The 23,622-nt window shown below is 72.5% G+C and carries 24 protein-coding genes; 10 read left to right on the forward strand and 14 right to left on the reverse strand.

The window, feature by feature from the left end; translation table 11 throughout:
* Positions 1–153: 153 nt before the first annotated feature.
* Complete coding sequence (locus AB0F10_RS31565; RefSeq protein WP_360633203.1) at positions 154–1,515, reverse strand: extracellular solute-binding protein; 1,362 nt, start codon at positions 1,513–1,515, stop codon at positions 154–156.
* A gap of 230 nt (positions 1,516–1,745) precedes the next feature.
* A complete protein-coding gene (locus AB0F10_RS31570; protein ID WP_360633206.1) occupies positions 1,746–2,768 on the reverse strand; it encodes a LacI family DNA-binding transcriptional regulator in 1,023 nt (340 codons plus the stop codon).
* Between the two features lie 220 nt (positions 2,769–2,988).
* On the opposite strand from AB0F10_RS31570, the gene AB0F10_RS31575 reads away from it, so the two are divergent.
* Entirely contained in the window at positions 2,989–3,489 is a 501-nt protein-coding gene (locus AB0F10_RS31575) for a methyl-accepting chemotaxis protein (protein WP_360633209.1), read from the forward strand.
* Here AB0F10_RS31575 and AB0F10_RS31580 read toward each other — a convergent pair.
* Positions 3,455–4,036 (reverse strand): hypothetical protein, encoded by a 582-nt coding sequence (locus AB0F10_RS31580; protein ID WP_360633212.1) that lies wholly within the window; start codon positions 4,034–4,036, stop codon positions 3,455–3,457. The two genes, AB0F10_RS31575 and AB0F10_RS31580, sit on opposite strands and share 35 nt — an antisense overlap.
* A gap of 41 nt (positions 4,037–4,077) precedes the next feature.
* Between AB0F10_RS31580 and AB0F10_RS31585 the strand changes: the two genes are divergently transcribed.
* The 4 genes from AB0F10_RS31585 (at position 4,078) to AB0F10_RS31600 (ending at position 7,738) form a co-directional block, all read left to right on the forward strand.
* Positions 4,078–4,524, forward strand: a complete 447-nt coding sequence (locus tag AB0F10_RS31585; protein WP_360633215.1) for a YchJ family metal-binding protein — start codon at positions 4,078–4,080, stop codon at positions 4,522–4,524.
* A gap of 45 nt (positions 4,525–4,569) precedes the next feature.
* Positions 4,570–5,433 (forward strand): tryptophan 2,3-dioxygenase family protein, encoded by an 864-nt coding sequence (locus tag AB0F10_RS31590; RefSeq protein ID WP_360633218.1) that lies wholly within the window; start codon positions 4,570–4,572, stop codon positions 5,431–5,433.
* A complete protein-coding gene (kynU, locus tag AB0F10_RS31595; RefSeq protein ID WP_360633221.1) occupies positions 5,430–6,659 on the forward strand; it encodes a kynureninase in 1,230 nt (409 codons plus the stop codon). Before AB0F10_RS31590 ends, kynU begins: the two co-directional genes overlap by 4 nt.
* An 89-nt stretch (positions 6,660–6,748) precedes the next feature.
* A complete protein-coding gene (locus AB0F10_RS31600) occupies positions 6,749–7,738 on the forward strand; it encodes an amidohydrolase (protein ID WP_360633224.1) in 990 nt (329 codons plus the stop codon).
* On the opposite strand, the gene AB0F10_RS31605 is transcribed toward AB0F10_RS31600, so the two are convergent.
* A complete protein-coding gene (locus tag AB0F10_RS31605; protein ID WP_360633227.1) occupies positions 7,735–8,763 on the reverse strand; it encodes a Gfo/Idh/MocA family oxidoreductase in 1,029 nt (342 codons plus the stop codon). The two genes, AB0F10_RS31600 and AB0F10_RS31605, sit on opposite strands and share 4 nt — an antisense overlap.
* A gap of 222 nt (positions 8,764–8,985) precedes the next feature.
* On the opposite strand from AB0F10_RS31605, the gene AB0F10_RS31610 reads away from it, so the two are divergent.
* On the forward strand, positions 8,986–9,807 hold the full coding sequence (locus AB0F10_RS31610; protein WP_360633230.1) for a methyltransferase domain-containing protein: 822 nt from the start codon (positions 8,986–8,988) through the stop codon (positions 9,805–9,807).
* Here the strand turns inward: AB0F10_RS31610 and AB0F10_RS31615 are convergent.
* Complete coding sequence (locus tag AB0F10_RS31615) at positions 9,804–10,556, reverse strand: hypothetical protein (protein WP_360633233.1); 753 nt, start codon at positions 10,554–10,556, stop codon at positions 9,804–9,806. The two genes, AB0F10_RS31610 and AB0F10_RS31615, sit on opposite strands and share 4 nt — an antisense overlap.
* Before the next feature lie 43 nt (positions 10,557–10,599).
* Here AB0F10_RS31615 and AB0F10_RS31620 point away from each other — a divergent pair, with 43 nt between their 5' ends.
* Positions 10,600–11,703: a histidine kinase gene (locus tag AB0F10_RS31620; RefSeq protein WP_360633236.1), complete on the forward strand. Its 1,104-nt coding sequence runs from the start codon at positions 10,600–10,602 to the stop codon at positions 11,701–11,703.
* A 41-nt stretch (positions 11,704–11,744) separates the two neighbouring features.
* On the opposite strand, the gene AB0F10_RS31625 is transcribed toward AB0F10_RS31620, so the two are convergent.
* On the reverse strand, positions 11,745–12,842 hold the full coding sequence (locus AB0F10_RS31625) for a lactonase family protein (RefSeq protein ID WP_360633239.1): 1,098 nt from the start codon (positions 12,840–12,842) through the stop codon (positions 11,745–11,747).
* A gap of 53 nt (positions 12,843–12,895) precedes the next feature.
* Between AB0F10_RS31625 and AB0F10_RS31630 the strand changes: the two genes are divergently transcribed.
* The gene (locus tag AB0F10_RS31630) at positions 12,896–13,606 is read left to right on the forward strand and encodes a response regulator transcription factor (protein ID WP_360633272.1); all 711 of its coding nucleotides are present in this window, start codon (positions 12,896–12,898) and stop codon (positions 13,604–13,606) included.
* On the opposite strand, the gene AB0F10_RS31635 is transcribed toward AB0F10_RS31630, so the two are convergent.
* From AB0F10_RS31635 to AB0F10_RS31650, 4 genes are all read right to left on the reverse strand, one after another.
* Positions 13,592–15,133 (reverse strand): glycoside hydrolase family 130 protein, encoded by a 1,542-nt coding sequence (locus AB0F10_RS31635; protein ID WP_360633242.1) that lies wholly within the window; start codon positions 15,131–15,133, stop codon positions 13,592–13,594. The two genes, AB0F10_RS31630 and AB0F10_RS31635, sit on opposite strands and share 15 nt — an antisense overlap.
* A gap of 114 nt (positions 15,134–15,247) precedes the next feature.
* Positions 15,248–16,330, reverse strand: coding sequence for a glycosyltransferase (locus tag AB0F10_RS31640; protein ID WP_360633245.1), 1,083 nt, complete (start codon positions 16,328–16,330; stop codon positions 15,248–15,250).
* Complete coding sequence (locus AB0F10_RS31645) at positions 16,327–17,478, reverse strand: glycosyltransferase (RefSeq protein WP_360633248.1); 1,152 nt, start codon at positions 17,476–17,478, stop codon at positions 16,327–16,329. The genes AB0F10_RS31640 and AB0F10_RS31645 overlap by 4 nt, the downstream gene beginning before the upstream one ends.
* A gap of 148 nt (positions 17,479–17,626) precedes the next feature.
* Positions 17,627–18,628: a glycosyltransferase family 4 protein gene (locus tag AB0F10_RS31650; protein WP_360633251.1), complete on the reverse strand. Its 1,002-nt coding sequence runs from the start codon at positions 18,626–18,628 to the stop codon at positions 17,627–17,629.
* Positions 18,629–18,687: 59 nt separating this feature from the next.
* On the opposite strand from AB0F10_RS31650, the gene AB0F10_RS31655 reads away from it, so the two are divergent.
* Positions 18,688–20,391 (forward strand): alpha-glucosidase, encoded by a 1,704-nt coding sequence (locus AB0F10_RS31655; protein ID WP_360633254.1) that lies wholly within the window; start codon positions 18,688–18,690, stop codon positions 20,389–20,391.
* On the opposite strand, the gene AB0F10_RS31660 is transcribed toward AB0F10_RS31655, so the two are convergent.
* Positions 20,378–20,527 carry a hypothetical protein gene (locus AB0F10_RS31660; RefSeq protein WP_360633257.1) on the reverse strand — a complete coding sequence of 50 codons (150 nt, stop codon included), beginning with the start codon at positions 20,525–20,527 and terminating at the stop codon, positions 20,378–20,380. The two genes, AB0F10_RS31655 and AB0F10_RS31660, sit on opposite strands and share 14 nt — an antisense overlap.
* A 64-nt stretch (positions 20,528–20,591) precedes the next feature.
* Positions 20,592–22,193, reverse strand: a complete 1,602-nt coding sequence (locus AB0F10_RS31665) for a CocE/NonD family hydrolase (protein ID WP_360633260.1) — start codon at positions 22,191–22,193, stop codon at positions 20,592–20,594.
* 46 nt (positions 22,194–22,239) lie between these two features.
* Between AB0F10_RS31665 and AB0F10_RS31670 the strand changes: the two genes are divergently transcribed.
* The gene (locus tag AB0F10_RS31670) at positions 22,240–22,884 is read left to right on the forward strand and encodes a TetR/AcrR family transcriptional regulator C-terminal domain-containing protein (RefSeq protein WP_360633263.1); all 645 of its coding nucleotides are present in this window, start codon (positions 22,240–22,242) and stop codon (positions 22,882–22,884) included.
* A gap of 16 nt (positions 22,885–22,900) precedes the next feature.
* On the opposite strand, the gene AB0F10_RS31675 is transcribed toward AB0F10_RS31670, so the two are convergent.
* Both AB0F10_RS31675 and AB0F10_RS31680 read right to left on the reverse strand, forming a co-directional pair.
* Positions 22,901–23,266, reverse strand: coding sequence for a VOC family protein (locus AB0F10_RS31675; RefSeq protein WP_360633266.1), 366 nt, complete (start codon positions 23,264–23,266; stop codon positions 22,901–22,903).
* A 76-nt stretch (positions 23,267–23,342) separates the two neighbouring features.
* Positions 23,343–23,622, reverse strand: a 280-nt coding sequence (locus AB0F10_RS31680) for a helix-turn-helix transcriptional regulator (protein ID WP_360633269.1), incomplete at its 5' end; no start/stop codon positions are given.

Here is a 23,622-nt window from a genome sequence, read left to right on the forward strand (position 1 = left end):
CCGACATCCAGCATCCGTCCGGCGGCTCGTCCCGCCATTGCGAGCGTCCGTCCTGGGTGACCCGGATCCGGACCCGGCGGGGGGGGGGGGGGGGCGCCGGGGGGGGCGGGGGCCCGGGGGGGGGGGCCCCCCCCCGCCGGCGGCCGGGCCTCGTTACTTGACGGTTGCCAGGATGCTGTTGGTCTGGGTCTCGGCATCGGCGAGGAGCTTGTCGATGTCCGCGTTCTTGTCCGTCAGCACCTTCTGCATCGCGACGTCGAGGGCCGCGTAGATCTGCTGCGCGTTCGGCGGCTCGAGCTTGACCGGGATGCCGGCCATCGCCGACACGAACGGCGCGTAATTCTCCTGCGGCACGTTGGCGTACTTCTTGTCGGCCGCGGCCTGCGTCTCCGCCGCCGCTCCGGTGAAGATCGCGGGCTCGGGCAGGCCGACGGGCTGGTCGGTCGAGCTGGCCCACTTGTTCTCTGCCTCGTAGCGGTCCGCCGAGGTGAACCAGAAGGTCAGCCACTTGAGGCCGGCGTTGATCTTCTCGGGGCTCAGGCCCGCCTTGAACATGTAGCCCTCACCGCCGCCCAGCGTGCCCTTGCCGTCCGGGATCTGTCCGAGGCCGTAGGTCTCGTACTTTCCCTTGTACTGGTTGACGATGGTCGGGATGTTGTCGGCGGTGGCGAGGTACATGCCGAGCTTGCCGGAGCCCATCTGTTGCAGCAGGTCGGCCCACTCGAGGAGCTGCTTCTGGCCCATCGAGTTGTCGGTCCAGCGCATGTCCTTGAGCTGCTGCAGCACCTGCTTGCCCTGCGGGCTGTTGAAGGCCGCCTTCCAGGTGCCGCCGTTGTTGACGGCCACGTCGCCACCGATGGAGTAGAGCTCGGTGGTGAAGTGCCAGCCGCCGGTGTTGCTCTTGCTGTAGTCGCCGTAGCCGACGGTGCCGTCGCCCAGGCCGGCGATCTTCTTGGCGGCGGTGCGCAGGTCGGCCCAGGTCTTCGGCGGGTTGTTCGGGTCCAGGCCGGCCTTGGTGAACAGGGCCCGGTTGTAGAGCAGCCCCATCGAGTAGTTCTTGTACGGCAGGCCGAACGTCGCGCCCTTGTCGTCCTGGAAGACCCGCAGGACCTCGGGCTTGAGCTGCGAGGTGATCGGGTAGTCCTTGAGGTACTTGCTGATGTCCGACACCTGGTGCTTGGCGATCAGGCTGGCCGGGTCGGTGAAGTAGACGTAGAAGACGTCCTCGAGCTGGCCGCCGGCGAGCTTCGCCGGGAAGGTCTGCGGGTCCATCTTGCCCTCGCGGGCGTCGATCTTGATGTTCGGGTTCGCCTTCTCGAACTCGGCGACGTTGGCGAGGAAGCGGTCGTGCGTCGCCTTCTCGGTGGCGGGCGGAAGGCCGTTGATCACCAGCGTGACCTTGCCGTCCTTCGATGCCGTCGAGTCGTCGCCGCTGTCGCCGCACGCGGCGGCGGACATCGCGACTCCGGCGACGAGCAGGAGCCCGAGGGCACTGCGCAGCCTGGATTTGAACATGGGGGATTACGCCCTTCCTGGGTGGGTGCGCGCCTATGGGTAAGTCCAAATTGTGACGTGGGTCTCGTTGCGTTGTTTCGTGGCAGTGACGATACAAAGTCAAACGGTGTCCCGCAAGAAGTGAACCAACAATAGAAAAAACTCGACGGCCAGGATCGGCGGGCGCAAAGAAAGGGCGGGCCCGGAGGCCCGCCCTGGTGATGACGATGAATGTCCTGCTCAGCCGCCTGTCACGAGGCGGTGGCCGCGCGATGCGGCACCGGGGCGGTGGATCCGCGCACCACCAGCTCCGGCTCGAACAGCAGCTCGTCGGCGGTCGCCGCGGCGCCCTCGATCTGGTTCACCAGCACGTCGACCGCGGCCTGCCCCATCAGCTCTATCGGCTGCCGGACGGTGGTCAGCGGCGGGTCGGTGCAGGTCATGAGGGCGCTGTCGTCGTAGCCGACGACTGACACGTCGCGCGGCACCTCGAGGCCCAGGCGGCGGGCCGCCCGGATCGAGCCGAGGGCCAGCACGTCGCTGGCGCAGATCATCGCGGTGATGCCGCGCTGGATCAGCCGGGTGGCGGCCAGCCGGGCGCTCTCCATCGAGAAGTTGGTGCGCTCGACGGGCCACTGCGACTCCGGGCCGTCCCAGCCCGCGACGCGCTTGACCGCCGCCAGCTTGCGGCGCGACGGCACGTGGTCCTCCGGGCCCATCACCATGCCGATCTTCTCGTGCCCGAGCGAGCGCAGGTGGCCGTAGGCCTGCTCGACGGCGACGGCGTCGTCGGTCGAGATGTGCGGGAAGCCGAGGTCGTCGACGCCGCCGTTGACCATCACGACCGGCATCCGCCGGTCGAGCAGTTGCCGGTAGTGCCCGTGCTCGGCGTCGGCGAGGGCGTAGGAGCCGCCGGCGAAGACCACGCCGGACACCTGGTGGTCCAGGAGCATCTCGATGTAGTCGCGCTCGGGCACGCCGCCGATGGTGCGGGCGCAGAGCGCGGGCGTGAAACCGCGCTGGGCCAGCGACGCGGTCACCACCTCGGCCAGCGCCGGGAAGATCGGGTTCTGCAGCTCGGGCAGCACCAGGCCGACCAGCCGGCCGCGCTCGCCGCGCAGCTTCGTGGGTCTCTCGTAGCCCAGCACGTCGAGGGCCGTCAGCACGGACGCGCGGGTCGCCTCGGAGACGCCGCTGCGGCCGTTGAGCACCCGGCTGACGGTGGCCTCGCTGACGCCCGCCTTCTTCGCCACCTCGGCGAGACGTTTGGTCACGGCGGAATCCTACGTCAACTCACTGCAAGAGTTGTACAGGCCTTTGCAGCGCCAGACGAATCTTTGACCGGTCTTGCGAATACCGTCGGATCGCCGGCGAAAGGGGCGCGCGCCGCCGCGGCCCCCGTGGAAAAAGGGTCAATCATCCGGAATCACCGCGAATAGCCGCTGTCGGGTGCGAATCTTGGTATATCGGGACGACAGCTATGGGCGGAGCACGATGACCGAGTGGGAATCCGGGGACGGCAATCAGCGGCGGGATGACGGCGGCCATTACGACGAGAGCCCGCACAATTCGGTGCATCGGCTGGCCGACGTCAGCAGCGACATGGCGACGGCCACGCAGTCCGCGGTGCGCGCCGCGCAGACCGCGGTCGCGGTGATCCAGCGGCTGGAGGCCAGCAGCACCGAGATCGGCAAGGTCGTCGAACTCATCGCGACGATCGCGAAGCAGACCAACCTGCTCGCGCTCAACGCCACCATCGAGGCGGCCCGGGCCGGCGAGGCGGGCCGCGGCTTCGCGGTCGTCGCCAGCGAGGTCAAGGACCTGGCGAACGAGACCGCGACGGCGACCAACGAGATCGGCGGTCAGGTGGGCGGCATCCGCAGCGACACACAGAACGCCGTCTCGGCCATCGAGGAGATGCAGGGCCTGATCGAGGAGCTGGACCGCTGCCAGCGGGTGATCAGTGGGATCGTGATCGAGCAGCAGGCCGGCTAGTGCGCCCCCACGGCTTGTAGGTGGAGAGCACGGTGGCGAAGATCAGCAGGCTGCTGGAGACCGCCGGCGCCACCACCATGTTGATCCGGTCGCGCCGCGGCAGCGCGCCGGCGAGGTCCCCGGCCTCGGTCAGCCCGGGGTAGAGCAGGAAGATCACCAGGCCCAGCATCACGGTGGTGAGCAGCAGCTTGACCAGCACCCACCAGTGCCGGAACAGACGCCAGGGGGTGAAGACCGCGTTGCACACCCCGATCAGCCAGACCAGCACGCTCAGCGGGGTGAAGAGCAGCCGGCCGATCATGCTCTGCGCCGGGTAGACGACCTCGGGATCCGCGCCGGCCAGCCCGGAGACGCCGAACGTCAGCAGCACCAGGTCGACGCCGAGCCAGCCGACCGCGGTGATCACGTGCACGGTGAGTACGAGTCTGCGCCAGCGCGGTGGAAGGACCATGCCGCCGAGCCTGTCAAGCCCGGCGGCCCCGGTCATGCCCTCGTCGACGCAGCCCGCCGTACGCAGGGCGACGTAGCCCGGCCGCGGATCCGCCACTACCGGTCGCGCCGGGTTGCGGGTGGGGGACAATGGCAGCCATGGCCCGACGATCACCCCGGCGCACCGCGGCGCCGGCCGCCTTCGACGACGCCAGGCCCTGCCCCTGCGGGTTCGGCCTGCCGTACGGCGAATGCTGCGGCCCGGCGCACCGCGGCAAGGCGCCGGCCGCCGCCGAGGCGCTGATGCGCTCCCGGTACGCGGCCTTCGTGCTCGCCGACGCGGCGTACGTGCTCAGTTCCTGGCATCCATCGACCCGGCCGGCCGACTTCGAGCCCGACCCGGGCCTGCGCTGGACCGGCCTCGACGTGCTGGAGTCGACGGGCGGCGGGCTCTTCGACGCGGAGGGCGTCGTGGAGTTCCGGGCGCATTACCGCGACGGCGGCCGTCCCGGTGAGATGCGCGAGCGCAGCCGATTCGTGCGGCAGGACGGTCAGTGGGTGTACTGGGGTCCGATCCTTACTGACGGCTCGCTCGCCAACATCTGACGAGTGTGATCTCCTTCAGGTTGATCATCTGAGGAGGGTAGGAAAGTGTCGTCGAACCAGCGGCCCCTGGAGGCCGGAATCGTCCGGGACTTCAAGGTCAATCTGTCCTACGGGCGGTACCTGCATCTCGACGAGATCCTGACGGCGCAGCATCCCGTCAGCGTCCCCGAGCACCACGACGAGCTGCTCTTCATCCTGCAGCACCAGACCTCGGAGCTCTGGCTCAAGCTGATCCTGCACGAGCTGCGCGCCGTGCAGCGGCAACTGGCCGCGGACGACCTGCGGCCGGCGCTCAAGGGCCTCGCCCGGGTCAAGCACATCCAGCGCTGCCTCACCGAGCAGTGGTCGGTGCTGGCCACGCTCACCCCGTCGGAGTACGCCGAGTTCCGCAGCTTCCTCGGCACATCCTCGGGCTTCCAGTCCTACCAGTACCGCGCGGTCGAGTTCATGCTCGGCAACAAGGACAAGCGGATGCTGGGGCTCTTCGACAACGACGCCGGCGCCAAGGAGCTGCTCGTCTCCGCGCTGGAGGCGCCGAGCGTCTACGACGAGTTCCTGCGCTACCTGGCCCGGGCCGGGCACCGGGTGCCGGCCGAGCTGCTGCAGCGCGACGTGACCATGCCCTACCGCTACAACCCCGACCTGGTGCCGGTGTTCGTGAAGATCTACGAGAACGCGGACGCGAACTGGGAGGCGTACGAGGCCTGCGAGGAGCTCGTCGACCTCGAGGAGAACTTCCAGCTCTGGCGCTTCCGGCACCTCAAGACCGTGGAGCGGACCATCGGCTTCAAGCGCGGCACCGGCGGCTCCAGCGGCGTCGACTTCCTGCGCAAGGCACTCGACCTGACCTTCTTCCCGGAGCTGTACGCGGTCCGGACCGAGATCGGAGTGGCAGTGGGCACCGCATGACCGACGAGCTGCTGAGCCGCGCCGAGGCGCTGGACGCCGCCGATCCGCTCGCGCACCTGCGCGACCGCTTCATCACCCCGGACGGCTTCGACGTCATCTCCTACCTGGACGGCAACTCGCTCGGCCGCCCGCTGCGGGCCACCGCGCAACTGCTTGACGAGTTCGTCCGCGAGCAGTGGGCCGGCCGGCTCATCCGCGGCTGGACCGAGGGCTGGATGCAGTGGCCGCTGCTGCTCGGCGACCGGCTCGGCGCGGTCGCGCTGGGCGCCGCCCCCGGCCAGGTGGTGGTCGCCGACTCCACCACGGTGCTGCTCTACAAGATGTCCCGGGCGGCCGTCGACGCCCGGCCCGGCCGCGGCAAGATCGTGCTGGACACCGACAACTTCCCGACCGACCGGTACGTGCTGGAGGGCATCGCCGCCGAGCGTGGCCTGTCCCTGGTGTGGATCGAGACGGACCCGGCCACCGGCATCACCGCGGAGCAGGTCGCCGAGGTGGTGGACGAGGACACGGCGCTGGTGCTGTTCAGCCACGTCGCGTACCGGTCGGGGTGGCTGGCGCCCGCGATGGAGATCAACCGGATCGCCCACGCGGCCGGGGCGCTGACGCTCTGGGACCTGAGCCACTCGGTCGGCTCGGTCGACCTGCACCTCGACGCGTGGGGTGCCGACCTGGCCGTCGGCTGCACCTACAAATACCTCAACGGCGGCCCGGGCGCGCCCGCGTTCGCCTACCTGCGGCGCGAGCTGCAGGGCGAGCTGCGCCAGCCGATCCAGGGCTGGATGGGGCACCGGGCGTCGTTCGAGATGGGACCCGGCCACGAGCCGGCCGCGGGGGTGCGTGCGCTGCTCAGCGGCACCCCGCCGATCCTGGCGATGGTCCCGCTGCACGCCAACCTCGACATGCTGGCCGAGGCCGGCATCGAGGCGGTCCGGGCCAAGTCGGTGCTGCTCACCGCGTACGCGCTGGACCTGGCCGACCGGTGGCTGGTGCCGCTCGGCGTCGAGGTGGCCAGTCCGCGCGACGCCGCGCGGCGCGGCGGGCACGTGACGCTGGCGCATCCCGGCTTCGAGCGGCTGCTGGGGACCCTCTGGGACAACGGCGTGCTGCCCGACTACCGCAACCCGAACGGCATCCGGATCGGCCCGGCGCCGCTGAGCACCGGCTTCGTGGAGGTGCACCGCGGCCTCTCGCTGATCCGGGAGCTTCTCGAGAAGCAGCGGTGAGCAATTTTCAACCTGGCCTCGGGCCAGAGGTCTCCGAGCCGTTGACCACCGCCGGGAGTCGCGGCCCCCGCCACGTCGAAAAAGGCTCGGTGACCGGGACCTGGCTGGTCGCCGACACGATCTGGTGGGGCGCGCGCACGCACGCCGGGTCCGCGCTGCGCCTCGGGCCCGGGCCCCGGGAGGTCCGGCCGGTCGCCGAGATCCCGGACGGCGCGGCGCGGCGCACGCTGCCCGGCGCGGTGCTGCCCGGCCTCTGCGACGCGCACGTGCACTCCGCGCTCGTCGACCTGGCGACGCTGCCCGCCGGCGGGATCTCGTACGTCTGGGACCTGGGCGGCGTGCCGGAGCGGGTCGCGGCGCTGGCCGCCCGGGGAGCACCCGGGATGCGGTACGCCGGACCGTTTCTGATCGCTCCCGGCGGCTATCCCAGCGACCGCTCGTGGGCGCCGGCCGGCAGCTGCCGGGAGGTGCGCTCCGCGGACGACGCGGCCGCCGCGGTGGGCGAGGCCCGGGCCGCGGGCGCGACGCTGATCAAGGTGACCGCGCACGCGGGCGGCCCGATGCTGCCGGCCGCGACGCTGGCCGCGGTCGTCTCCGCGGCCCGGGCCGCCGGACTTCCGGTGGTCGCGCACGCGGAGGGCCCGGGCACGGTCGCCGCGGCCTGCGAGGCCGGCGTGGAGGTGCTTGCGCACACGCCGTGGACCGAGGAGCTCGACGACGCCCTGCTGCGGGACGCCGCCGGCCGGATGACCTGGATCAGCACCCTGGACATCCACGGCTGGGGCACGCCGACGCCGGAGCAGGACACGGCGATCGGCAACCTGCGGCGCTTCCTGGAGCACGGCGGGAAGGTGCGCTACGGCACCGACCTGGGCAACGGGCCGCTGCCGCCCGCGGTCAACCCGCGGGAGCTGGGCGCGCTGCTGCGCGCGGGCCTGGACCCGCCCGCGATCCTCGCCGCGATGATCGAGCCGGACGCCGAGCCGACCTGGCTGCCGGGCGGCCTCGACCTGGATCCGGCGACCTTCGCGGCCTCGCTGGCGACGGCCCGGGTGCTGGGGCCGGAGGCCCGGCCCTAGACGCCCTGCAGGTTCACCGTCTCGCCGGTCGTCGCGCTGATCCGGGCCGTGTCCAGGACGTCCATGTTGCGGACCGAGTCCCACGGGTCGACCGGCAGCGGCGCCTCGCCGCGCACCGCGGCCGCGAACGCCGGGTAGTAGCTGTCCCAGCGGCCGCGCTCGCTGCGGACGGGCGCGCCGGTCGCGCCGCGGTAGAGCCGGCCCCAGGCGTGCTCCGGCTCGACGCCCCAGCGCTCGCCCAGGTCCGCGGGGGAGCGGCCCCCCTTCAGCGCGGCCTCCTGCCCGTCGATGCCGTCGACGATGTAGGTGCCCGTCGTGCCGCTGACCCGGAAGCGGGGGCCCGGTGCGGCCTGGCGCCAGCTGCCCCACAGGTGCGACTCGACGCCGCTCTCGTGGTGCAGGGCCACGAAGACGTCGTCGTCCAGGTCGCCGTCGCCGCGCATCTCCGCGTACACCCGGGTGACCGGTCCGAAGAGCAGGTGGGCCTGGTCGACCAGGTGGGCGCCGAAGTCGAGGAGCGTGCCGCCGCCGGCGGCGGGCGGCATGCGCTCCGGAGACCAGCGCTCGAAGCGGGACTCGAAGCGGCGGACCTCGCCCAGCGCGCCCTCGCCGATGAGCCGCCGCAGGGTCAGCAGGTCGGAGTCCCAGCGCCGGTTCTGGTAGACGCTGAGCAGCACGCCCGCCCCGGCGGCCTTGGTGGTCACCTCGCGGGCCGCCTCGGCGTCCAGCGCGAACGGCTTGTCGACCACCACGGCCAGGCCGAGATCGATCGCCTCGCGGGCCAGCGCGGCGTGCGTCGCGGCCGGCGTCGAGATCGTGACCGCCTGCACGCCCGCCGCGGCGAGATCCGCGAGCGAGTCGTACGCGGGGACGCCGGGGTGTCCCTTCGCCAGCTCCGCCCGGCGCTCCGGCGAGCGCGTCACCACACCCGCGAACTCGACACCGTCAGCGGACGCGAGCAGGGGCGCGTGGAAGATCCGCCCCCCGGAGCCGTACCCGACCAGACCGATCCGTGTTGCCGTCATGTTTCGGATCTTACGGCCCACGATCGTCTCCGAGGGGAGCGCCCGGTCCGGCGCAGCGCGGGACGGTGTCCGGGAACACATCAACGCCAATCGGTCGACGCTACCCGGCGTGCGGCCGGGCCGTCCCGTCCTTCCGGTCCTGATACCCGAAAGTGCGAGCCTGCGTGTCGGAAGGTTGACGGCCCGTCACCGTGACGCGCTCGCCGCGCGACGATCTGTGCCATGGAGCCCGCACAGCTGGACCGCACCCCCTTCGCGGACCTCGACTCGATGCCGCCGGAAATGCTCGCCATGCTGGTCGCGGCGCTCGAGGGGATGTCCCGGCATCCCGAGATCCGCCGCGTGCGCAACGTCGCGTGGCAGGCGCTGCGCCCGGCACCCGGGCAGCGCCTGCTCGACGCCGGCTGCGGCGCCGGCGACGTGTCCCGCGAACTGGCGGCCGCGGTGGCGCCCGGCGGCGAGGTGGTGGCGCTCGACTACTCGGCGGGGACCCTGGCCGCGGCCCGCAAGCGGCACGACGGCGGCGCCATCCGCTACGTCACCGGGGACGTCTCCGCCCTGGAGCTGCCGGACGACAGCTTCGACGGGGTGTGGTGCGAGCGGGTCCTGCAGCACGTCGACGACGCGGACGTGGCGATCGGCGAGCTGATCCGGGTGACCCGCCCCGGCGGCCGGGTCTGCCTGGTCGACACCGACTGGGCTTCGCTCGCCTTCGACGGCGTGGACGCCGGCCTGGCGCAGACGATCGTCGCGCACATGCACGGCCGGCTCACCCCGCGCCAGCTGGACATGGGCCGCACGCTGCGCCGCCGGCTGGTCGGCTACGGGCTGCACGACATCGCCGCGACCCCGGTCACCTGCTATTTCCCCGACCCCGCCTCGGCCGCCGTGGTCCTGCCGATGGTCAACCACCAGGTGCCGCAGGAGACCTGGGGCACCCCGGACGGCCTGCGGGAGCGCTGGTTCGACCAGGTCGACCGGGCCGGCGAGGACGGCGAGTTCCTGGCCGTGCTGACCATCTGGGTCGTCGCCGCGACCGTCTAGGTCACGCGGAAGTGCTGGCGCTTCCTGGCGTCGCGCACCACGAAGCCGAGCCGGGCCAGTTCGCCGCGCAGCTCCCGGGCGTCGTCGCCGTCGCCGCGGTCCAGCGCCACCTGCCGGGCCACGAAGACGGCCTCCGCCTCCGCCGGGATGCCCGGCAGGCCCGGCACCCAGCGCCGGTAGGCGTCCGCGTACGGGTCCCGCTCGGACCAGGCCGCGCCGAACAGCGAGGCCAGCCGCCCGGACGCCAGGTGGGACGGTTCCCGGGCCAGCTCGCGGCCGGTCCGCCCGAGCAGCACCAGCTGGTCGCGCTCGCGGTAGGCGACGGCCACGTCGGCCCGCGGCACCGTCCGGGTGCTGCCCGGCCGGGTCAGCGTCACCTCGGTGCGCGACATCCGTACGGTCAGCGACTCCCGGTCCGCCAGGAACGCCAGCGCCAGCCCGGCGAGCGTCCCGAGCAGCACGGCGCCGATCGTCGCCTCCGGCTCGGGCAGCCGGGACGCCAGCCGGAGCGGCCCGCGCATCGGCGCGAAGGGAAGGCGCAGTATCCAGTCCGGCAGCTGGTGCACGACCCAGCCCAGCCCGGCCCCGGCGGCGCTCAGCGCGGCCCACCCCGCCGCGCGGGCCCACACCGGCGTCGCCACGGTCGTCGTCTCGTCGATCACGTCACCGAGTCTTCGGCCCGCGCCGGGCACCCGGATACCGGCGGGGGTCGAGACCGCGTCGACCAAAGTCGACCCGGTGGCCGCCATCCGGCCACTGCGGGCGGCGGCCGGCGCGCAGTACCGTCCAGGCATGAGGCGCTGGCGGATCGAGGGGGCCCTGGCGGTCGTCGCGCTGGTCCTGGGCGCCTTCTTCCTCTCGACCACCCTCGACGAGGGCGGGGGCTGGCCCCTGGGGGTGGAGCTCGCCGCCGGCCTGGTCGCGGTGGCCGGCCTGGTCGCCTTCCGGCGCAGCCGGCCGGTGGCGCTGGCGCTCGCGCTCATCGCGCTCGGGCTCGTCTTCGGGCTGCCGATGGGTGCCACCCCGATCGCGCTCTTCGCCGTCGCTCTCTACCGGCCGGCCCGGGTCGCCGTCGGCGTCGCCGGGGTGCACGCCGCCTCGCTGGCGGGCGTCTACCTGCTCGCGCTCGGCCCGACCCGCACCTTCTGGGAGTCGGTGACGTTCCTGGTGCTGCTGCACGTCATCGTCGTCGCGACGGCGATGCTGGTCCGCTCGCACCGGCGGCTCGTGCACTCGCTCGCCGAGCGGGCCCGGCAGGCCGAACAGGGCCAGCAGCTGCGCCTCGACCAGGCCCGGCTGGGCGAGCGGGAGCGGATCGCCCGCGAGATGCACGACGTGCTCGCCCACCGGATCTCGCTGCTGGCCGTGCACGCCGGGGCCCTCGAGGTGCGCCGGGACGCGCCGGCGGGCGAGCGGGAGGCCGCCGGGGTGATCCGGCAGGGCGCTTACGAGGCCCTGGAGGACCTGCGGCAGGTCATCGGGATGCTGCGCGAGCCCGCCGACGACCGGCCGCAGCCGACCCTCGCGGACGTGCCGACGCTGATCGAGCAGTCCCGGGACGCCGGCGCGCTGGTGGAGCTCGAGCTGGCCGCCGCCGGGCCGGTGCCGGCGGGCGTCGGCCGGCACGCCTACCGGATCGTGCAGGAGGCGCTGACCAACGCCCGCAAGCACGCGCCGGGCGCGAGCGTGCGGGTGGCGGTCACCGGCCACGCCGAGCGGGGCCTGGTCGTTGAGGTCGGCAACGCGCTGGTGGCCGGCGGGCCCGCGCTGCCCGGCGCCGGCGCCGGGCTGGTCGGCATCGGCGAGCGGGTGCAGCTCGCCGGGGGCCGCCTCGAACACGGGCCCACGACGAGCGGCGAGTTCCGGCTGCGGGCCTGGCTGCCGTGGACGCCCTAGGCCCTGTTTCGCCTCGCCGCGACCCCCGTGCGAAACCGGACCTAGATCAGGATCTGCGCGGCACCCGGCGCGGCGAACCGGCCCGCGACGGCGCCGGGCACGCCGGTGGCGGCGTCGACCGGCAGCCAGGTCACCGTGCCGGAGCGCTGGTTGGCGACGTAGAGCCGCCGGCCCGACGGGTCGAGGGTCAGGTGGCGGGGCCAGTCGCCGCCGCAGGCCGGCGTCGCGACGGGCGCCAGGCGGGCGCCGCCGTCGCGGGTCGCGAAGACGCCGACGGTGTTGGTGCCGCGGTTGCTGACGTAGACGAAGCGGCCGTCGGACGAGACGACGATCTCGCCCGGGTGGTTGGTGACCGGGGTCGCGGGCCCGGCGGCGATCACCTGGCCGGGCTTGAGCACGCCGTCGGCCCAGGCGCAGACGGTCACCGTCGAGTCGAGCTCGTTCGCCACGTACGCGAAGCCGCCGCCGGGATGGAACGCCAGGTGCCGGGGCCCGCTGCCGGGCGCCAGCGCCGTACGCGCGACCTCGCCGAGCCGGCCCGCCTGGCTGTCGAAGGCGTAGATGAAGATCGTGTCCACGCCGAGGTCGACCACGAGCAGGTACGCGCCGGTGGGGTCGATGACGGCCTGGTGCGCGTGCGACCGGCGGCCGCCGATGCCCTGGCGGCGGGTGTCGCTGGCGGGCGAGACCGTCCCGTCGCCGTCGATCGGGTGGGTGACCACGGCGCCGCCGCCGTAGAGCGACACGAAGAGGAAGTTGCCGCCCGGGTGCACGGTGACGTGTGCCGGGCCGTCGCCGGTCGGCGTCGTGCTGAGCACCTCGAGCCCGGGGGTGAGCGCGCTGACCGTGCCGGCGTGCTGCTCGCTGATGGCGTAGAGGATGCTGCCCGCCGGGCTGGTCGCCAGCCACGACGCCTCGCTGAGCGCCACGGCGCCGCCCTCGGCCACCGGGGCGCCGGTCGCCGGGTCGAGGTGGCCGCCGATGATGCCCGGGCCGCCCGCCGAGGTGTATGTCCCGAGGCGGAAGGGCACCGGGTCGTCGGCGACGTCCGGCAGGGCGTTGACCGCGGCGCCGCCGGCCGCCACGACGAAGGCGGCAGCGCCGCCCGCCTTGAGAACTCCCCGGCGTGTGATCCTCACTCCGTCCCCGGTCCCTGCATGATTCACGGCCATCAATTTAGCGAGGCGAATAGATCTTGAGGATAGCGGGTTCGGAAAATCCGGACGATCCGGTACGGGTGCTGCTCGTCGACGACGACGCCCTGGTCCGCGCCGGACTGACCATGATGCTCGGTGCGTTCGACGGCATCGAGGTGGCCGGGGCGGTCGCCGACGGCACCGAGGTCGCCGCCGCGATCAACAGCCACCGCCCGGACGTCGTGCTGATGGACATCCGGATGCCGGGCATGGACGGGCTGACCGCCACCGAGTCGCTGCGCGCCCGCCGGGATCCGCCCGAGGTGATCGTGCTGACCACATTCGACACCGACGCGCACGTGTTGCGGGCGATGCGCGCCGGCGCCAGCGGATTCCTGCTCAAGCACACGCCGCCGAACGAGATCGCCCGGGCCGTGCGGCGGGTCGCGGCGGGCGAGCCGATGCTGTCGCCGGAGGTGCTGCGCCGGATGATGAGCTTCGTCGCGACGACCGGCGCCGACCCGTCCCGGGACCGGGCCCGCGCGGCGCTGCGGCGGCTCAGCCCCGGCGAGCGCGAGGTCGCGTCGCTCGTGGCGCAGGGCCGCACCAATCAGGAGATCGGCACGGCCCTGCGGATGAGCACGGCGACGGTCAAGGCGTACGTGTCCCGGATCCTCACCAAGCTCGAGTCGACGAACCGGGTGCAGATCGCCCTGCTGGTGCACGACGCGCGCGAGGCCGCGTCGCTGGGCTCAGGTCAGCCATGAGTCGTCGGGCATCTCCCGCATAGCCGGCACCATCGCGTCGAGCAGCTTGTCCAGCGGGATGCTGGCGAAGCCGACCCGGACGTCGCTGGCCCCGTACGGCAGCCAGAACCGCCCCGCGTGCACGACCCCGCCGCAGGAGTAGACGACGTTCGGGACGTAGCCCTCGCGCTCGATCTCGTCCGGCTCCAGCAGCCCGTGCGGCAGGTCGGCGATGACGCGTTCCGGGTTGTCGAGGTCGAGCAGCATCGCGCCGATCGCGTACCGGCGCATCGGGCCCACGCCGTGGGTGAGCACCAGCCAGCCCGCGGTGGTCTCCACCGGGGACCCGCAGTTGCCCACCTGGATCAGGTCCCAGCCGCGGTGCGGCACCAGCAGCGGCACGGCGTCCTGCCAGCGGTTCTGCTCGTCGCGGGTGCTCAGCCCCAGCGTCTCGCCGTCGCTGCGGCACAGCGCCAGGTGCCGCCCGTTGACCGGCCGGGGGAACAGCGCCATGCCCTTGTTGCGGGCGGCCGTGCCGCGCAGCGCGGTCACCTCGAAGTGCCGCAGATCGCGGGTGTGGATCATCCGCCCGGCGATGTGCCGCCCGTCGTACGCGGTGTAGGTGGCGTAGTAGGCGATGCGCCCGTCGTCCTCCTCGACCTGCACGAAGCGCGCGTCCTCCATGCCGTTGCTCTCGGCCGGCGTGGCCGGCCACAGCACCCGCTCGTGCAGCGGGACGGTGGCCGGGAAGTTGACCGCGTAGTCGCTGGCCACGATGCGCCGGATCGCCTCCAGCGTCTCGTTGGTGGTGGGCCGGGCCAGCAACTCGGCGGGCAGGTGACCGAGGACCTCCTCGAACGCCTCGTCGTCATAGCGCTCGGGCAGCGAGGACAGCACGGTCGCGGTGAGCTCGTTGTCCAGGTCCTCCTCGGCCAGGCCGGCCGCGAGCAGGTCGCGCCGGTGCTTGGCGCCGACCCGCTGGCCGATCATCAGCGGGCCGTCGCGGTCCTCCAGCCTGATCGTGTCGTCCGGGCCGAGGACCGCGGAGCAGAAGCCGATCGAGGAGATGTGCCCCTCGCCGATCTGCCGGAGGCTGATCGCGGTCCGCAGCTCGCCCGGGGCCAGGTCGCTCTGGTCGGGGTGCGGGACCATCGACGGGTTGCACAGCGCGGCCGCCTCGACGGAGAACTCGTGGCTGAAGTAGGCGCCGATCAGCGCCCGGGCCGTCGGCGACAGCTCGACGTCCGGCGGCACCCGGTGCTGCACCAGGTCGTAGTGGTGCTGGAAGGTCGCGCAGATGTCGTGATGGCGCCCGGCGAAGCGCGCCAGCACGCCGTCGAGCAGCCGGGTGATCTCGTCCTCCTCCAGCTGCAGCACCCGCTCGATGATCGAGGAGGCGCGGCTCTGGCCGCTCTGGCTGTCCTGGGCGTCCTCGCCGGGAACGAAGAGCTTGATGACGACCCGGCGGCCGTCCGGCTGCATCGTCAGCGCGTGACGCATCGCGAGGGAGGTGGTCTGTACATCGCTCGGATCCATGATCGCGGTCATGCTGTGCCACCTTTCGCATGCCCTTCTGGCCCTTGCTTCGCTGCGGTGCAGTCGGTCATGCTGTGCCACCTTTCGCATGCCCTTCTGGCCCTTGCTTCGCTGCGGTGCAGTCGGTCATGCCAGTCCGCCTGACGGTCGGGTCGCGCTCCGGTTCGCCAGCGTTCGTGCGTGCTGCAGCGTGGAGACGAGCGCGAGGGTGGATTCGGCGCCTTGGTTCAGGTTAGGGCCATCCGGCTTCAGTCCGTCATATCCACCACCCGTCAGGGGGTCGTACATGACCGTGCCGGTGTCGTTGTCGCCGAGGAACCAGGCGATCGACATGAACAGCGGCGCGTCCCACCGCTCGTCCCCGGTCACCGCCGCCGCGGTCGCGCAGGCGTCGGCGGTGGCGGCGGCCTCGATCGGCTGCTGGTCGTGCCGGTGCTTCGGCACACCCGGCCGCCAGCCGCCGACGGGGACGGTGGAGAGGTGGCCCTGATGTTCCTGCATCTGGCACAGCCAGGCGAGCATCCGCAGCCCGTCGGCGAGCAGCGGCTCGTCGCCCAGCAGGTCACCCGCCTGGATCAGCACCTCGGCCGGCGCCGGGTTCGCGTAGGTCAGCTCGCGCTCCGGCCAGACCCAGTCCGGGTCGGTGCCGGGCATGCCGATGACCGTGGCCGCGTCGCCGAGCAGGGAGGCCGCGATGCCGGACCGCGGGTCGGCCCGCAGCACCTCCGCCGCGCCGAGCCCGGCGAAGGCCATCGCCCTCGGCCACGGCGAGCGCTGCCGGGCCGCGATGGCGAACGCCTCGTGGGCCTCGGCCCGGATCCAGGGGACCGGGAAGCGGGCCGCGGCCGTGCCGAGCCCCCACAACGCCCGGCCCCACCAGTCGCCGAGGCTCGGCTCGTCGTGCCAGACCCGGTCGTAGCCGAAGCGGTTGCGGCAGCTGCCGTCCGGGGCGAGCGCGTGGCTGACGAACGTCAGGTACCGCTCGGCGAGCCGGACCACCTGCGCGGTGGGCTGCGGCTCGCGGGCGGCGACGAGCAGGCCCCGGGCCACGTCGTCCACGCAGTAGCCGTGCTCGCGCCGGGGCGTCGAGTTGCGGGCGTGCTCGAGCAGGCCGGTGTCGTCGGAGAGCCGGGCGATCTGCGACCAGTTGGGCTCGGGCGCGTCGATGAGGCGAATGGGCGGCGGTACCAGCCGCAACGAGATGCTCACGCGGGCACGGAGGTCGTGACGGGCATGCGGTCCGGCACCAGCCGCGCCACCAGCGCCTGGTAGCGCGCGGCGACCGCCGGCCAGCGCAGCGTCGGCCCGCCGGTGAGCCCGGCCAGCTGGTTCGGCGAGTCCCGCAGCGCGAGCACGTGCCGGATCGCGGCGGCCATCGCCTCCGGGTCCTGATGCGGCACCAGCAGGCCGGGGCCGTCGGCGAGCAGCTCGACGGCGTGAGGGAACTCCGTCGCGACCACCGGCACGCCCGCGCCGACCGCCTCGATGAGCACGCCGGAGGTGACCTGCTCGGTGGAGTCGTACGGCAGCACCACCGCGTCGGCCGAGCGGATCAGCCGGCTCAGCGCCGCCTGGTCGTGGTAGACGTCGTCCCACCGGACCTGGTCGGCGACGCCGAGTTCCTTCGCGAGCGACCGCAGCGACTCCCGGTAGACGTCGCCGTGCTGCTCGAGCACCTTCGGATGGGTCCGGCCGGCGACGGTGTACGCCGGCAGCGGGTCGAGGTCGCCGAGCAGGGCCAGCGCGCGCAGCGCCCACTCGACGCCCTTGCCCGGCCCGAGCAGCCCCCAGGTGAGCAGGTGCGGGATGTCGCGCGCCGCGCGCGGCGCGCTGGAGTGGCTGCCCGCGCCGTGCGGGATGACCGTGATCTTGTCGGGGTCGACCCGGTAGCCGGTGGTCAGCCGCCGGCGTGCGGTGTCGGTCATGGTGACGACCGCGTCGGCCGCCGCGACGATCCGCTCGAGCACCGTGCGCTGCAGCGGCGACGGGGTGCTCAGCACCGTGTGCAGCACGACGATCGTCGGCACCTTGAGGGCGCGCAGCAGGGGCAGCACCTCGTCGCCGGCGTCGCCGGGGTAGATGCCGTACTCGTGCTGCAGCACCGCCACGTCGAAGCGGTTCAGCGCTTTGGCCGCCGCCGCCCAGCCGCCGGGCGCGTCCGTGTGCCAGGTGTGCACCACCCGGGGCGCCGTCCGGTCGACCTCCAGCCCACCCCCGGTCGCGTCGGCCGAGAGCAGCCGGACCACACCGCTGCCGGGTCTCCCACCCGTCAGGTGGCTTGCGAGCGCCGCATTGAACGTCGCCAAACCGCATTGCGTGGGGGGATAGGTGCTCAAGAAGCCGTAGGTGGCGGGCATGAAAAGGCCTTTCTGATCAGGCGGCTGCCTCCCCGCAGCACGAACCGGCGCGCGCGGGCATGGAGCACGGGCGAACGCCTCAGCTATTCAGCGGCGACTAAGAAATATGCCGCAATTCGGTAATAGGACATTAACAAGACCGGCCAATTCAGCTGACCAATTCTCGGTAAATCCGCAGGTAGTCGTCGACCATGCGGTCGGCGCCGAACCGCGACCGGGCGCGGGCCCGGCACGCCGCCCGGTCCAGCCGGTCGATGCCCGCGACGGCCGCGACCGCCTGGTCCACGTCGTCCACCAGGCGGCCGGTGAGGCCCTCGTCGACCACCTCGGGCATCGAGCCCTTCCGGTACGCGACCACGGGCGTCCCGCAGATCATCGACTCGACGACCGACAGCCCGAACGGCTCGGCGAACAGGATCGGGTGCAGCAGGGCCGCGCTGCCGCCGAGGATCCGCGCCCGGTCCGCTGGCCCGACCGAGCCCAGGTAGGCCACCCGCTCGCCGTCGATGTGCGGCTCGACCTGCTCGGCGAAGTAGCGCCGGTCCTGCACGATGCCGCAGAGGGTCAGCCGCCGGCCGGCCCGGCGGGCGATCTCGATGGCGGTGTGGGTGCCCTTGTCCGGGTGGATGCGTCCGAAGCAGACCAGGTCCTCGCCGCCGTCCGGGCCGAAAGGCAGCCCGTCGAGGTCGACGCCGTGGTAGACGGTGCCGGCGTAGTCGAGGTCCGCGCAGCGGTCCGCGTCGGAGATCGAGACGTAGTGCGACCGGGCCCGCCGGTACGCCGGCAGGATGTTCTGCCCCGAGAAGCCATGCACGGTGGTGAGCATCGGCGCCCGGCAGTGCGCGGAGAACGCCAGCGGCAGCCAGTCGAGGTGGTTGTGCACGAGGTCGAACTCGCCGGAGCGCTCCAGCGCGTACGCGATGTGCAGGGCCTCCCACACCCGGCCGTCGAGCTCGGGGGTCTCCTCGTACCCGCTCGGGCAGACGCCGTCGAGGGCGGCCTTGGTGACCGAGTCGAGCGTCGCGAACAGCGTCACGTCGACGCCGCGGGCGGTCAGCCCCTCGGCGAGCAGGCTGGTGATCAACTCCCAGGGTCCGTAGTGAAGCGGCGGCGTCCGCCACGCGACCGGTCCGAGCAGGGCGACCTTCATGGGGCCCAGTATGAAGTGGATCAGGTGTTCCGGCCGGGGTTCCCATGTTAAAGAGGAATATGGAGAACCCCTGGTGGCACAGCGCAGTCGTCTATCAGATCTATCCCCGCAGCTTCGCCGACGCCGACGGTGACGGCATCGGCGACCTGCGCGGCATCATCGGCCACCTGGACCACATCGCGGGTCTCGGCGTCGACGTGATCTGGCTGTCGCCCGTCTATCCGTCCCCGCAGGACGACAACGGCTACGACGTCAGCGACTATCAGGACATCGATCCGGTCTTCGGAAACCTCGCGGACTTCGACGAGTTGCTCGCCGGCGTGCACGAGCGCGGCATGAAGCTGGTCATGGACCTGGTCGTCAACCACAGCTCGGACGAGCACCGGTGGTTCGAACAGAGCCGCGCCGGCCGGGACAGCGCCAAGCGGGACTGGTACTGGTGGCGGCCGGCCCGCGAAGGCATGCCGCCGGGTACGCCCGGCGCCGAGCCGAACAACTGGGGCTCGGTCTTCGGCGGCTCGGCCTGGGAGTACGACCCGGCGAGCGGCGAGTACTACCTGCACATCTTCAGCCGCAAGCAGCCGGACCTCAACTGGGAGAATCCGGCGGTCCGCGACGCCGTCTACGCCATGATGAACTGGTGGCTGGACCGGGGCGTCGACGGCTTCCGGATGGACGTCATCGACCACATCTCCAAGGACACGTCGCTGCCGGACGGCGTGATCCGGCCCGGCTCGGCGTACGGCGACGGCGGGCCGTACTGGCTGAACGGGCCGCGCAACCACGAGTTCATGCGGGAGATGAACGAGCGGGTCTTCGCCGGCCGCGACGCGATGTTGACCGTCGGGGAGATGCCCGGCGTCACCGTGCAGGAGGCGGTGCTCTACACCGATCCGGCCCGCCGGGAGGTCGACATGGTCTTCCAGTTCGACCACGTCTGGGTCGACCGCGGCGCCGACCCGTGGCTGCTCTATCCGCTGCGGCTGACCACGCTCAAGGGCATCCTCGGCCGCTGGCAGGCGGGGCTGGCCGAGGTCGGCTGGAACAGTCTCTACTGGAACAACCACGACCAGCCGCGGGTGGTCTCGCGGTTCGGCGACGACGGCCCGCGCTACCGGGAGCGCTCGGCCAAGATGCTGGGCGCGGTCCTGCACCTGCACCGCGGCACCCCGTACGTCTATCAGGGTGAGGAACTCGGGATGACGAACGCGCCGTTCGCCACCATCGACGACTTCCGCGACATCGAGGCGCTCGGCCAGTACGCGCAGGCCGTCACCCACGACGGCCGGGCGCCGCAGGACGTGCTCACGGTGCTGCGGGCGCGCGGCCGGGACAACGCGCGGACCCCGATGCAGTGGGACGCCACGCCGCACGCCGGCTTCACCACCGGCACGCCGTGGCTGCCGGCCAACCCGAACTATCCCGAGGTCAACGCGGCCGCGGCGGTGAAGGACCCGGACTCGGTCTATCACTTCTACCGCCGGCTGATCGAGCTGCGGCACTCCGAGCCGGCGGTCGTGCACGGCGACTTCACCATGCTGCTGCCCAACGACGAGCGGCTGTACGCGTTCACCCGCACGCTCGGCGGCACGACGCTGCTGGTGATCGGCAACTTCACGGCCGAGACGGTCCGCGCCGAGATCGACGATGCCGCGGCGTGGGCGCAGTCGGAGCTGCTTCTCACCAACGCCGCGGCACCGGGGGACGACCTGGTCCTCGATGGCTGGCAGGCCGTGATCTACCGGCGGGTCACCCGGCCGTGATCGCGTCCCAGGAGAAGCCCAGCAGCGCGAACGCGGCGCCGAGCAGGGCCAGCGAGATGCCGCGCGAGCCGATCGGCAGGGCGGCGACCACGAGCAGGATGATGGCGATGAGGTAGAAGAGCCCCTGAATGGTCATCGGAGAGCCTCGATTCTGTGGGGGATAGGTCAGCGGCGGCCTGTTACCCCCGAATCGAGGTGGGTCAAACCCCCGGCAGCGTCAGCACCGAGGGATGCTCCGGGCCGTGATGCACCGTCGTGCGGGTGGCGACCAGCCGCACGGCGGTGCCGAGCGGCTCGCCGGTGCCGTAGTTGCGGGCGAAGCGCGGGTGCGCGCCGCCGCTGACCTGTAGGCGGATCCGGTGGCCGGCCTCGAAGCGGTGGCCGGCCGCGCCCAGCACGATGTGCACCGGGTCCTCGTCCGCGTGGTCGGGGGTGAGCCGGGCGAAGCCGTCGCACACGTTCACCGACCGGCCCCCGGGGTCCACGTCGCACAGCCTCACGAACAGGTCGAAGTGGCCGGTGCTTCCGGTCGCGTAGAGGTCGGCCGTCGGCGTACCGATGATCTCCAGGGCCTCCGGCAGCGGCCCGGTGGTGAAGGTCCGGACGTCCCCGCGCGATTCGAGGGACCTGTTGTCGCGGGCGCCCTGGCTGGGCGACTGCAACTGGCCGGCGAACGAGGGCGTCGGGTCGGCCGGGTCGTAGTCGAAGCTGGTGGCGCCGCCGGCCAGGTCGCCGAGGGTGCCGTCCGGGCCCGGATGCAGCCGGACCGGGCTGTTCGGCGGCGGCCACTGCGACAGCTCACGCCACTCGCCGTTGACGCTCACCCGGACGCGGGTGCTGCGCTCACCCTCGCCGAGCAGGTGCACCCGCAGGTGCTCGAGGGCGTCCGGGAAGACGTCCGGCCAGCCCTTGTCGAACGCCGACGTGTGCGTCCACGGCCCGATCATGAGCGTCGGCTCCTGGCCGGCGGCGCGCAGCCGGGCGTACTGGTCGAGGGCCGGCTCCAGGGTGAGGTCGTGCCAGCCGCTGACCAGGCTCACCGGCACGGTCATCCGGTCCGCCGCCGGCCCGGCGTCGGATCCGGCCCAGAACAGGTCGTCCTGGTCCGGGTGGTTCGCCCAGTCCTCGAACTCCTGTCGCCGGCCACCGAGCGCCCGGCGGTAGGAGTCGAACAGCGGTAGTCCCCGCACGGCGTGCCGCAGGTTCAGGGTGAGGCGCAGCAGCGCGCGGAGGTAGGCGGCCGGGCCGGCGGACTGGTGGAAGAACGCCGTGCCGCTGATCAGGCCGAGCTCGAGCCGGAAGGCGCCCTGAAGGTAGAAGGCCCGGGAGAAGTCGTGCGCCGGGACCTGAAGGATGGCGGCGCGCCACTCCGGCGGCGGGTCGAGCCCGAGCGCCCACTGCACGTAGCTGAGATAGCTCGAGCCGATCGTCGCGAACGCGCCGGTGAACCACTCCTGCTTGCGCAGCCAGTCGACGGTCGCCTGGCCGTCGGCGGCCTCGTTGCGCCACAGGTGGAAACTGCCGCCCGAGCCGCCGGTGCCGCGGGTGCTCTGCACGATCACCCGGTAGCCGTGCGCCGCGAAGCCGGCGCCGTACAGCGAGTTCCACGGGAAGCCGCGCCCGTAGGCGCTGCGGACGAGCAGGACCGGGCAGGGCTCGTCGGTGACCGGGGCGTAGTGGTCGGCGAGCAGCGTGCTGCCGTCGGCGGCGGGAATCTCGAGATCCCGCTCCCACCGGACCTCATAGGGGGCTGCCCCCGCGCGGCGGCGCAGCAGCCGGAGGAAAAATGGCAGTCGTTCCATCAACCGGTCCTTTCCCGTACGTTGTACTGAAACTAGCATCCCGGAGGTGCCAGTGCCCAGAGGCCGTCCGCCCGCGCACACCCGGCCGCAGATCGTCGCGGCCGCGATCGCCATCGCCGACGCCGAGGGGCTGGACGCGCTCACGATGCGGCGGCTCGCGACCGAGCTGGATGCGGGGGTGATGTCGCTCTACACGTACGTGCGGGACAAAGAAGACCTGCTCGACCAGATGGTCGAGCAGGTCAGCGAGTTCGACCCGGCGGACGGCGGCGACGGCCTGATCGGCCTGGTGCGCTGGCAGCGCGCGCTGATGCTGCGGCATCCGTGGATGCCCGCCGCGTTGCCGAACCGGCGGCTCGGCGGCCCCAACATGCTCGGCCACCTGGAGCGGGGCCTGGCCGCGCTCGAGCACACCGGCCTGCCCGGCCCGGCGAAGATGGAGATCCTGGCGCTGCTGACCGGGTTCGTGGCCAGCTACGTGAGCAACGAGGTGGTGCAGGCGCGTGCCGGGGTCACCGACACGCAGCGGATTGCGGAGCACGTCGAGCGGCTGCGGGAGGCGGTCCTGAGCGGGGCCTATCCGCGGCTCGCCAAGGTGATGAGCGAGGGCGCGACGGCCCCGCCACCGAACTTCGAGGCCATCGCGTCCCGCATGATCGCCGGCCTGCTCGGCGACCGGCCGGGAGGCTAGCCGCCCGGCCGTGCGCTCAGGAGCGCAGGCAGATGTCGAACGGGTGGCCGGCCGGGTCGAGCAGCACGCGCCAGCGCTCCGGCGTCGGCTGCTCCGCCGGCTTGGTCGCGCCGAGGGCGAGGGCCTGCTCCTCGGCCTTGTCCAGGTCGTCGACGTAGAGGTCCAGGTGGTAGCGCTTCGGGGCGGCCTCCTTCGGCCAGCCCGGCGCCGAGTAGCCCGGCACCTTGCCGAAGCCGATGCTCGTCGTGCCGTCGCCGACCATGGCGTATTCCGCGTCGGTGTGCAGGACGTCCCAGCCCAGCACCTTCGAGTAGAACGTCGCCAGGGCCGCGGGGTCCTCGGCGTCGAGGTTGATCATTGCTAGGGAGGCGAAACCGGGCATGGCGCAGCCTTTCGGAACGGGCGGCGCCGATCGCCGCCGCAGCTCCGATCCTGCCGCAGGAGACTGACACCTCCTGTCAGGTATCGCGCCGTTCCGCCAGCCAGCCCGCAACCTGGGCCCGGGACGTGAAGCCCAGCTTGCTCAGGATGTTCTCCACGTGGCCCTCCGCCGTGCGCTGCGCCACCACCAGGCGGGTCGCGATCTCGCGGTTGCTCAGGCCCTGGCCGACCAGCTTGATCACCTCACGTTCGCGGCGGGTCAGCCCCAGGTCGGCCAGGCGCGGGTCGGCGGCCGGCGGCGCGGCGGGGGTCTCGGTGCGCGGCGCCGGCACCGCCGCCGCGGCTGATCGGAAGTGG

It is taken from the genome of Actinoplanes sp. NPDC026623, from assembly GCF_040638275.1.
In the GTDB taxonomy this organism is placed as follows: Bacteria; Actinomycetota; Actinomycetes; order Mycobacteriales; family Micromonosporaceae; genus Actinoplanes.

Excerpts from the sequence above, each read along its gene's own strand:
- AB0F10_RS31655 (WP_360633254.1), top strand. The coding sequence starts at position 18,688 with ATGGAGAACCCCTGGTGGCACAGCGCAGTCGTCTATCAGATCTATCCC.
- AB0F10_RS31585 (WP_360633215.1), top strand. The coding sequence starts at position 4,078 with ATGGCCCGACGATCACCCCGGCGCACCGCGGCGCCGGCCGCCTTCGAC.
- AB0F10_RS31675 (WP_360633266.1), bottom strand. The coding sequence starts at position 23,266 with ATGCCCGGTTTCGCCTCCCTAGCAATGATCAACCTCGACGCCGAGGAC.
- AB0F10_RS31615 (WP_360633233.1), bottom strand. The coding sequence starts at position 10,556 with ATGGCGGCCACCGGGTCGACTTTGGTCGACGCGGTCTCGACCCCCGCC.
- AB0F10_RS31610 (WP_360633230.1), top strand. The coding sequence starts at position 8,986 with ATGGAGCCCGCACAGCTGGACCGCACCCCCTTCGCGGACCTCGACTCG.
- AB0F10_RS31605 (WP_360633227.1), bottom strand. The coding sequence starts at position 8,763 with ATGACGGCAACACGGATCGGTCTGGTCGGGTACGGCTCCGGGGGGCGG.
- AB0F10_RS31650 (WP_360633251.1), bottom strand. The coding sequence starts at position 18,628 with ATGAAGGTCGCCCTGCTCGGACCGGTCGCGTGGCGGACGCCGCCGCTT.
- AB0F10_RS31665 (WP_360633260.1), bottom strand. The coding sequence starts at position 22,193 with ATGGAACGACTGCCATTTTTCCTCCGGCTGCTGCGCCGCCGCGCGGGG.
- AB0F10_RS31660 (WP_360633257.1), bottom strand. The coding sequence starts at position 20,527 with ATGACCATTCAGGGGCTCTTCTACCTCATCGCCATCATCCTGCTCGTG.
- AB0F10_RS31620 (WP_360633236.1), top strand. The coding sequence starts at position 10,600 with ATGAGGCGCTGGCGGATCGAGGGGGCCCTGGCGGTCGTCGCGCTGGTC.
- AB0F10_RS31565 (WP_360633203.1), bottom strand. The coding sequence starts at position 1,515 with ATGTTCAAATCCAGGCTGCGCAGTGCCCTCGGGCTCCTGCTCGTCGCC.
- AB0F10_RS31575 (WP_360633209.1), top strand. The coding sequence starts at position 2,989 with ATGACCGAGTGGGAATCCGGGGACGGCAATCAGCGGCGGGATGACGGC.
- AB0F10_RS31645 (WP_360633248.1), bottom strand. The coding sequence starts at position 17,478 with ATGCCCGCCACCTACGGCTTCTTGAGCACCTATCCCCCCACGCAATGC.
- AB0F10_RS31635 (WP_360633242.1), bottom strand. The coding sequence starts at position 15,133 with ATGACCGCGATCATGGATCCGAGCGATGTACAGACCACCTCCCTCGCG.
- kynU (WP_360633221.1), top strand. The coding sequence starts at position 5,430 with ATGACCGACGAGCTGCTGAGCCGCGCCGAGGCGCTGGACGCCGCCGAT.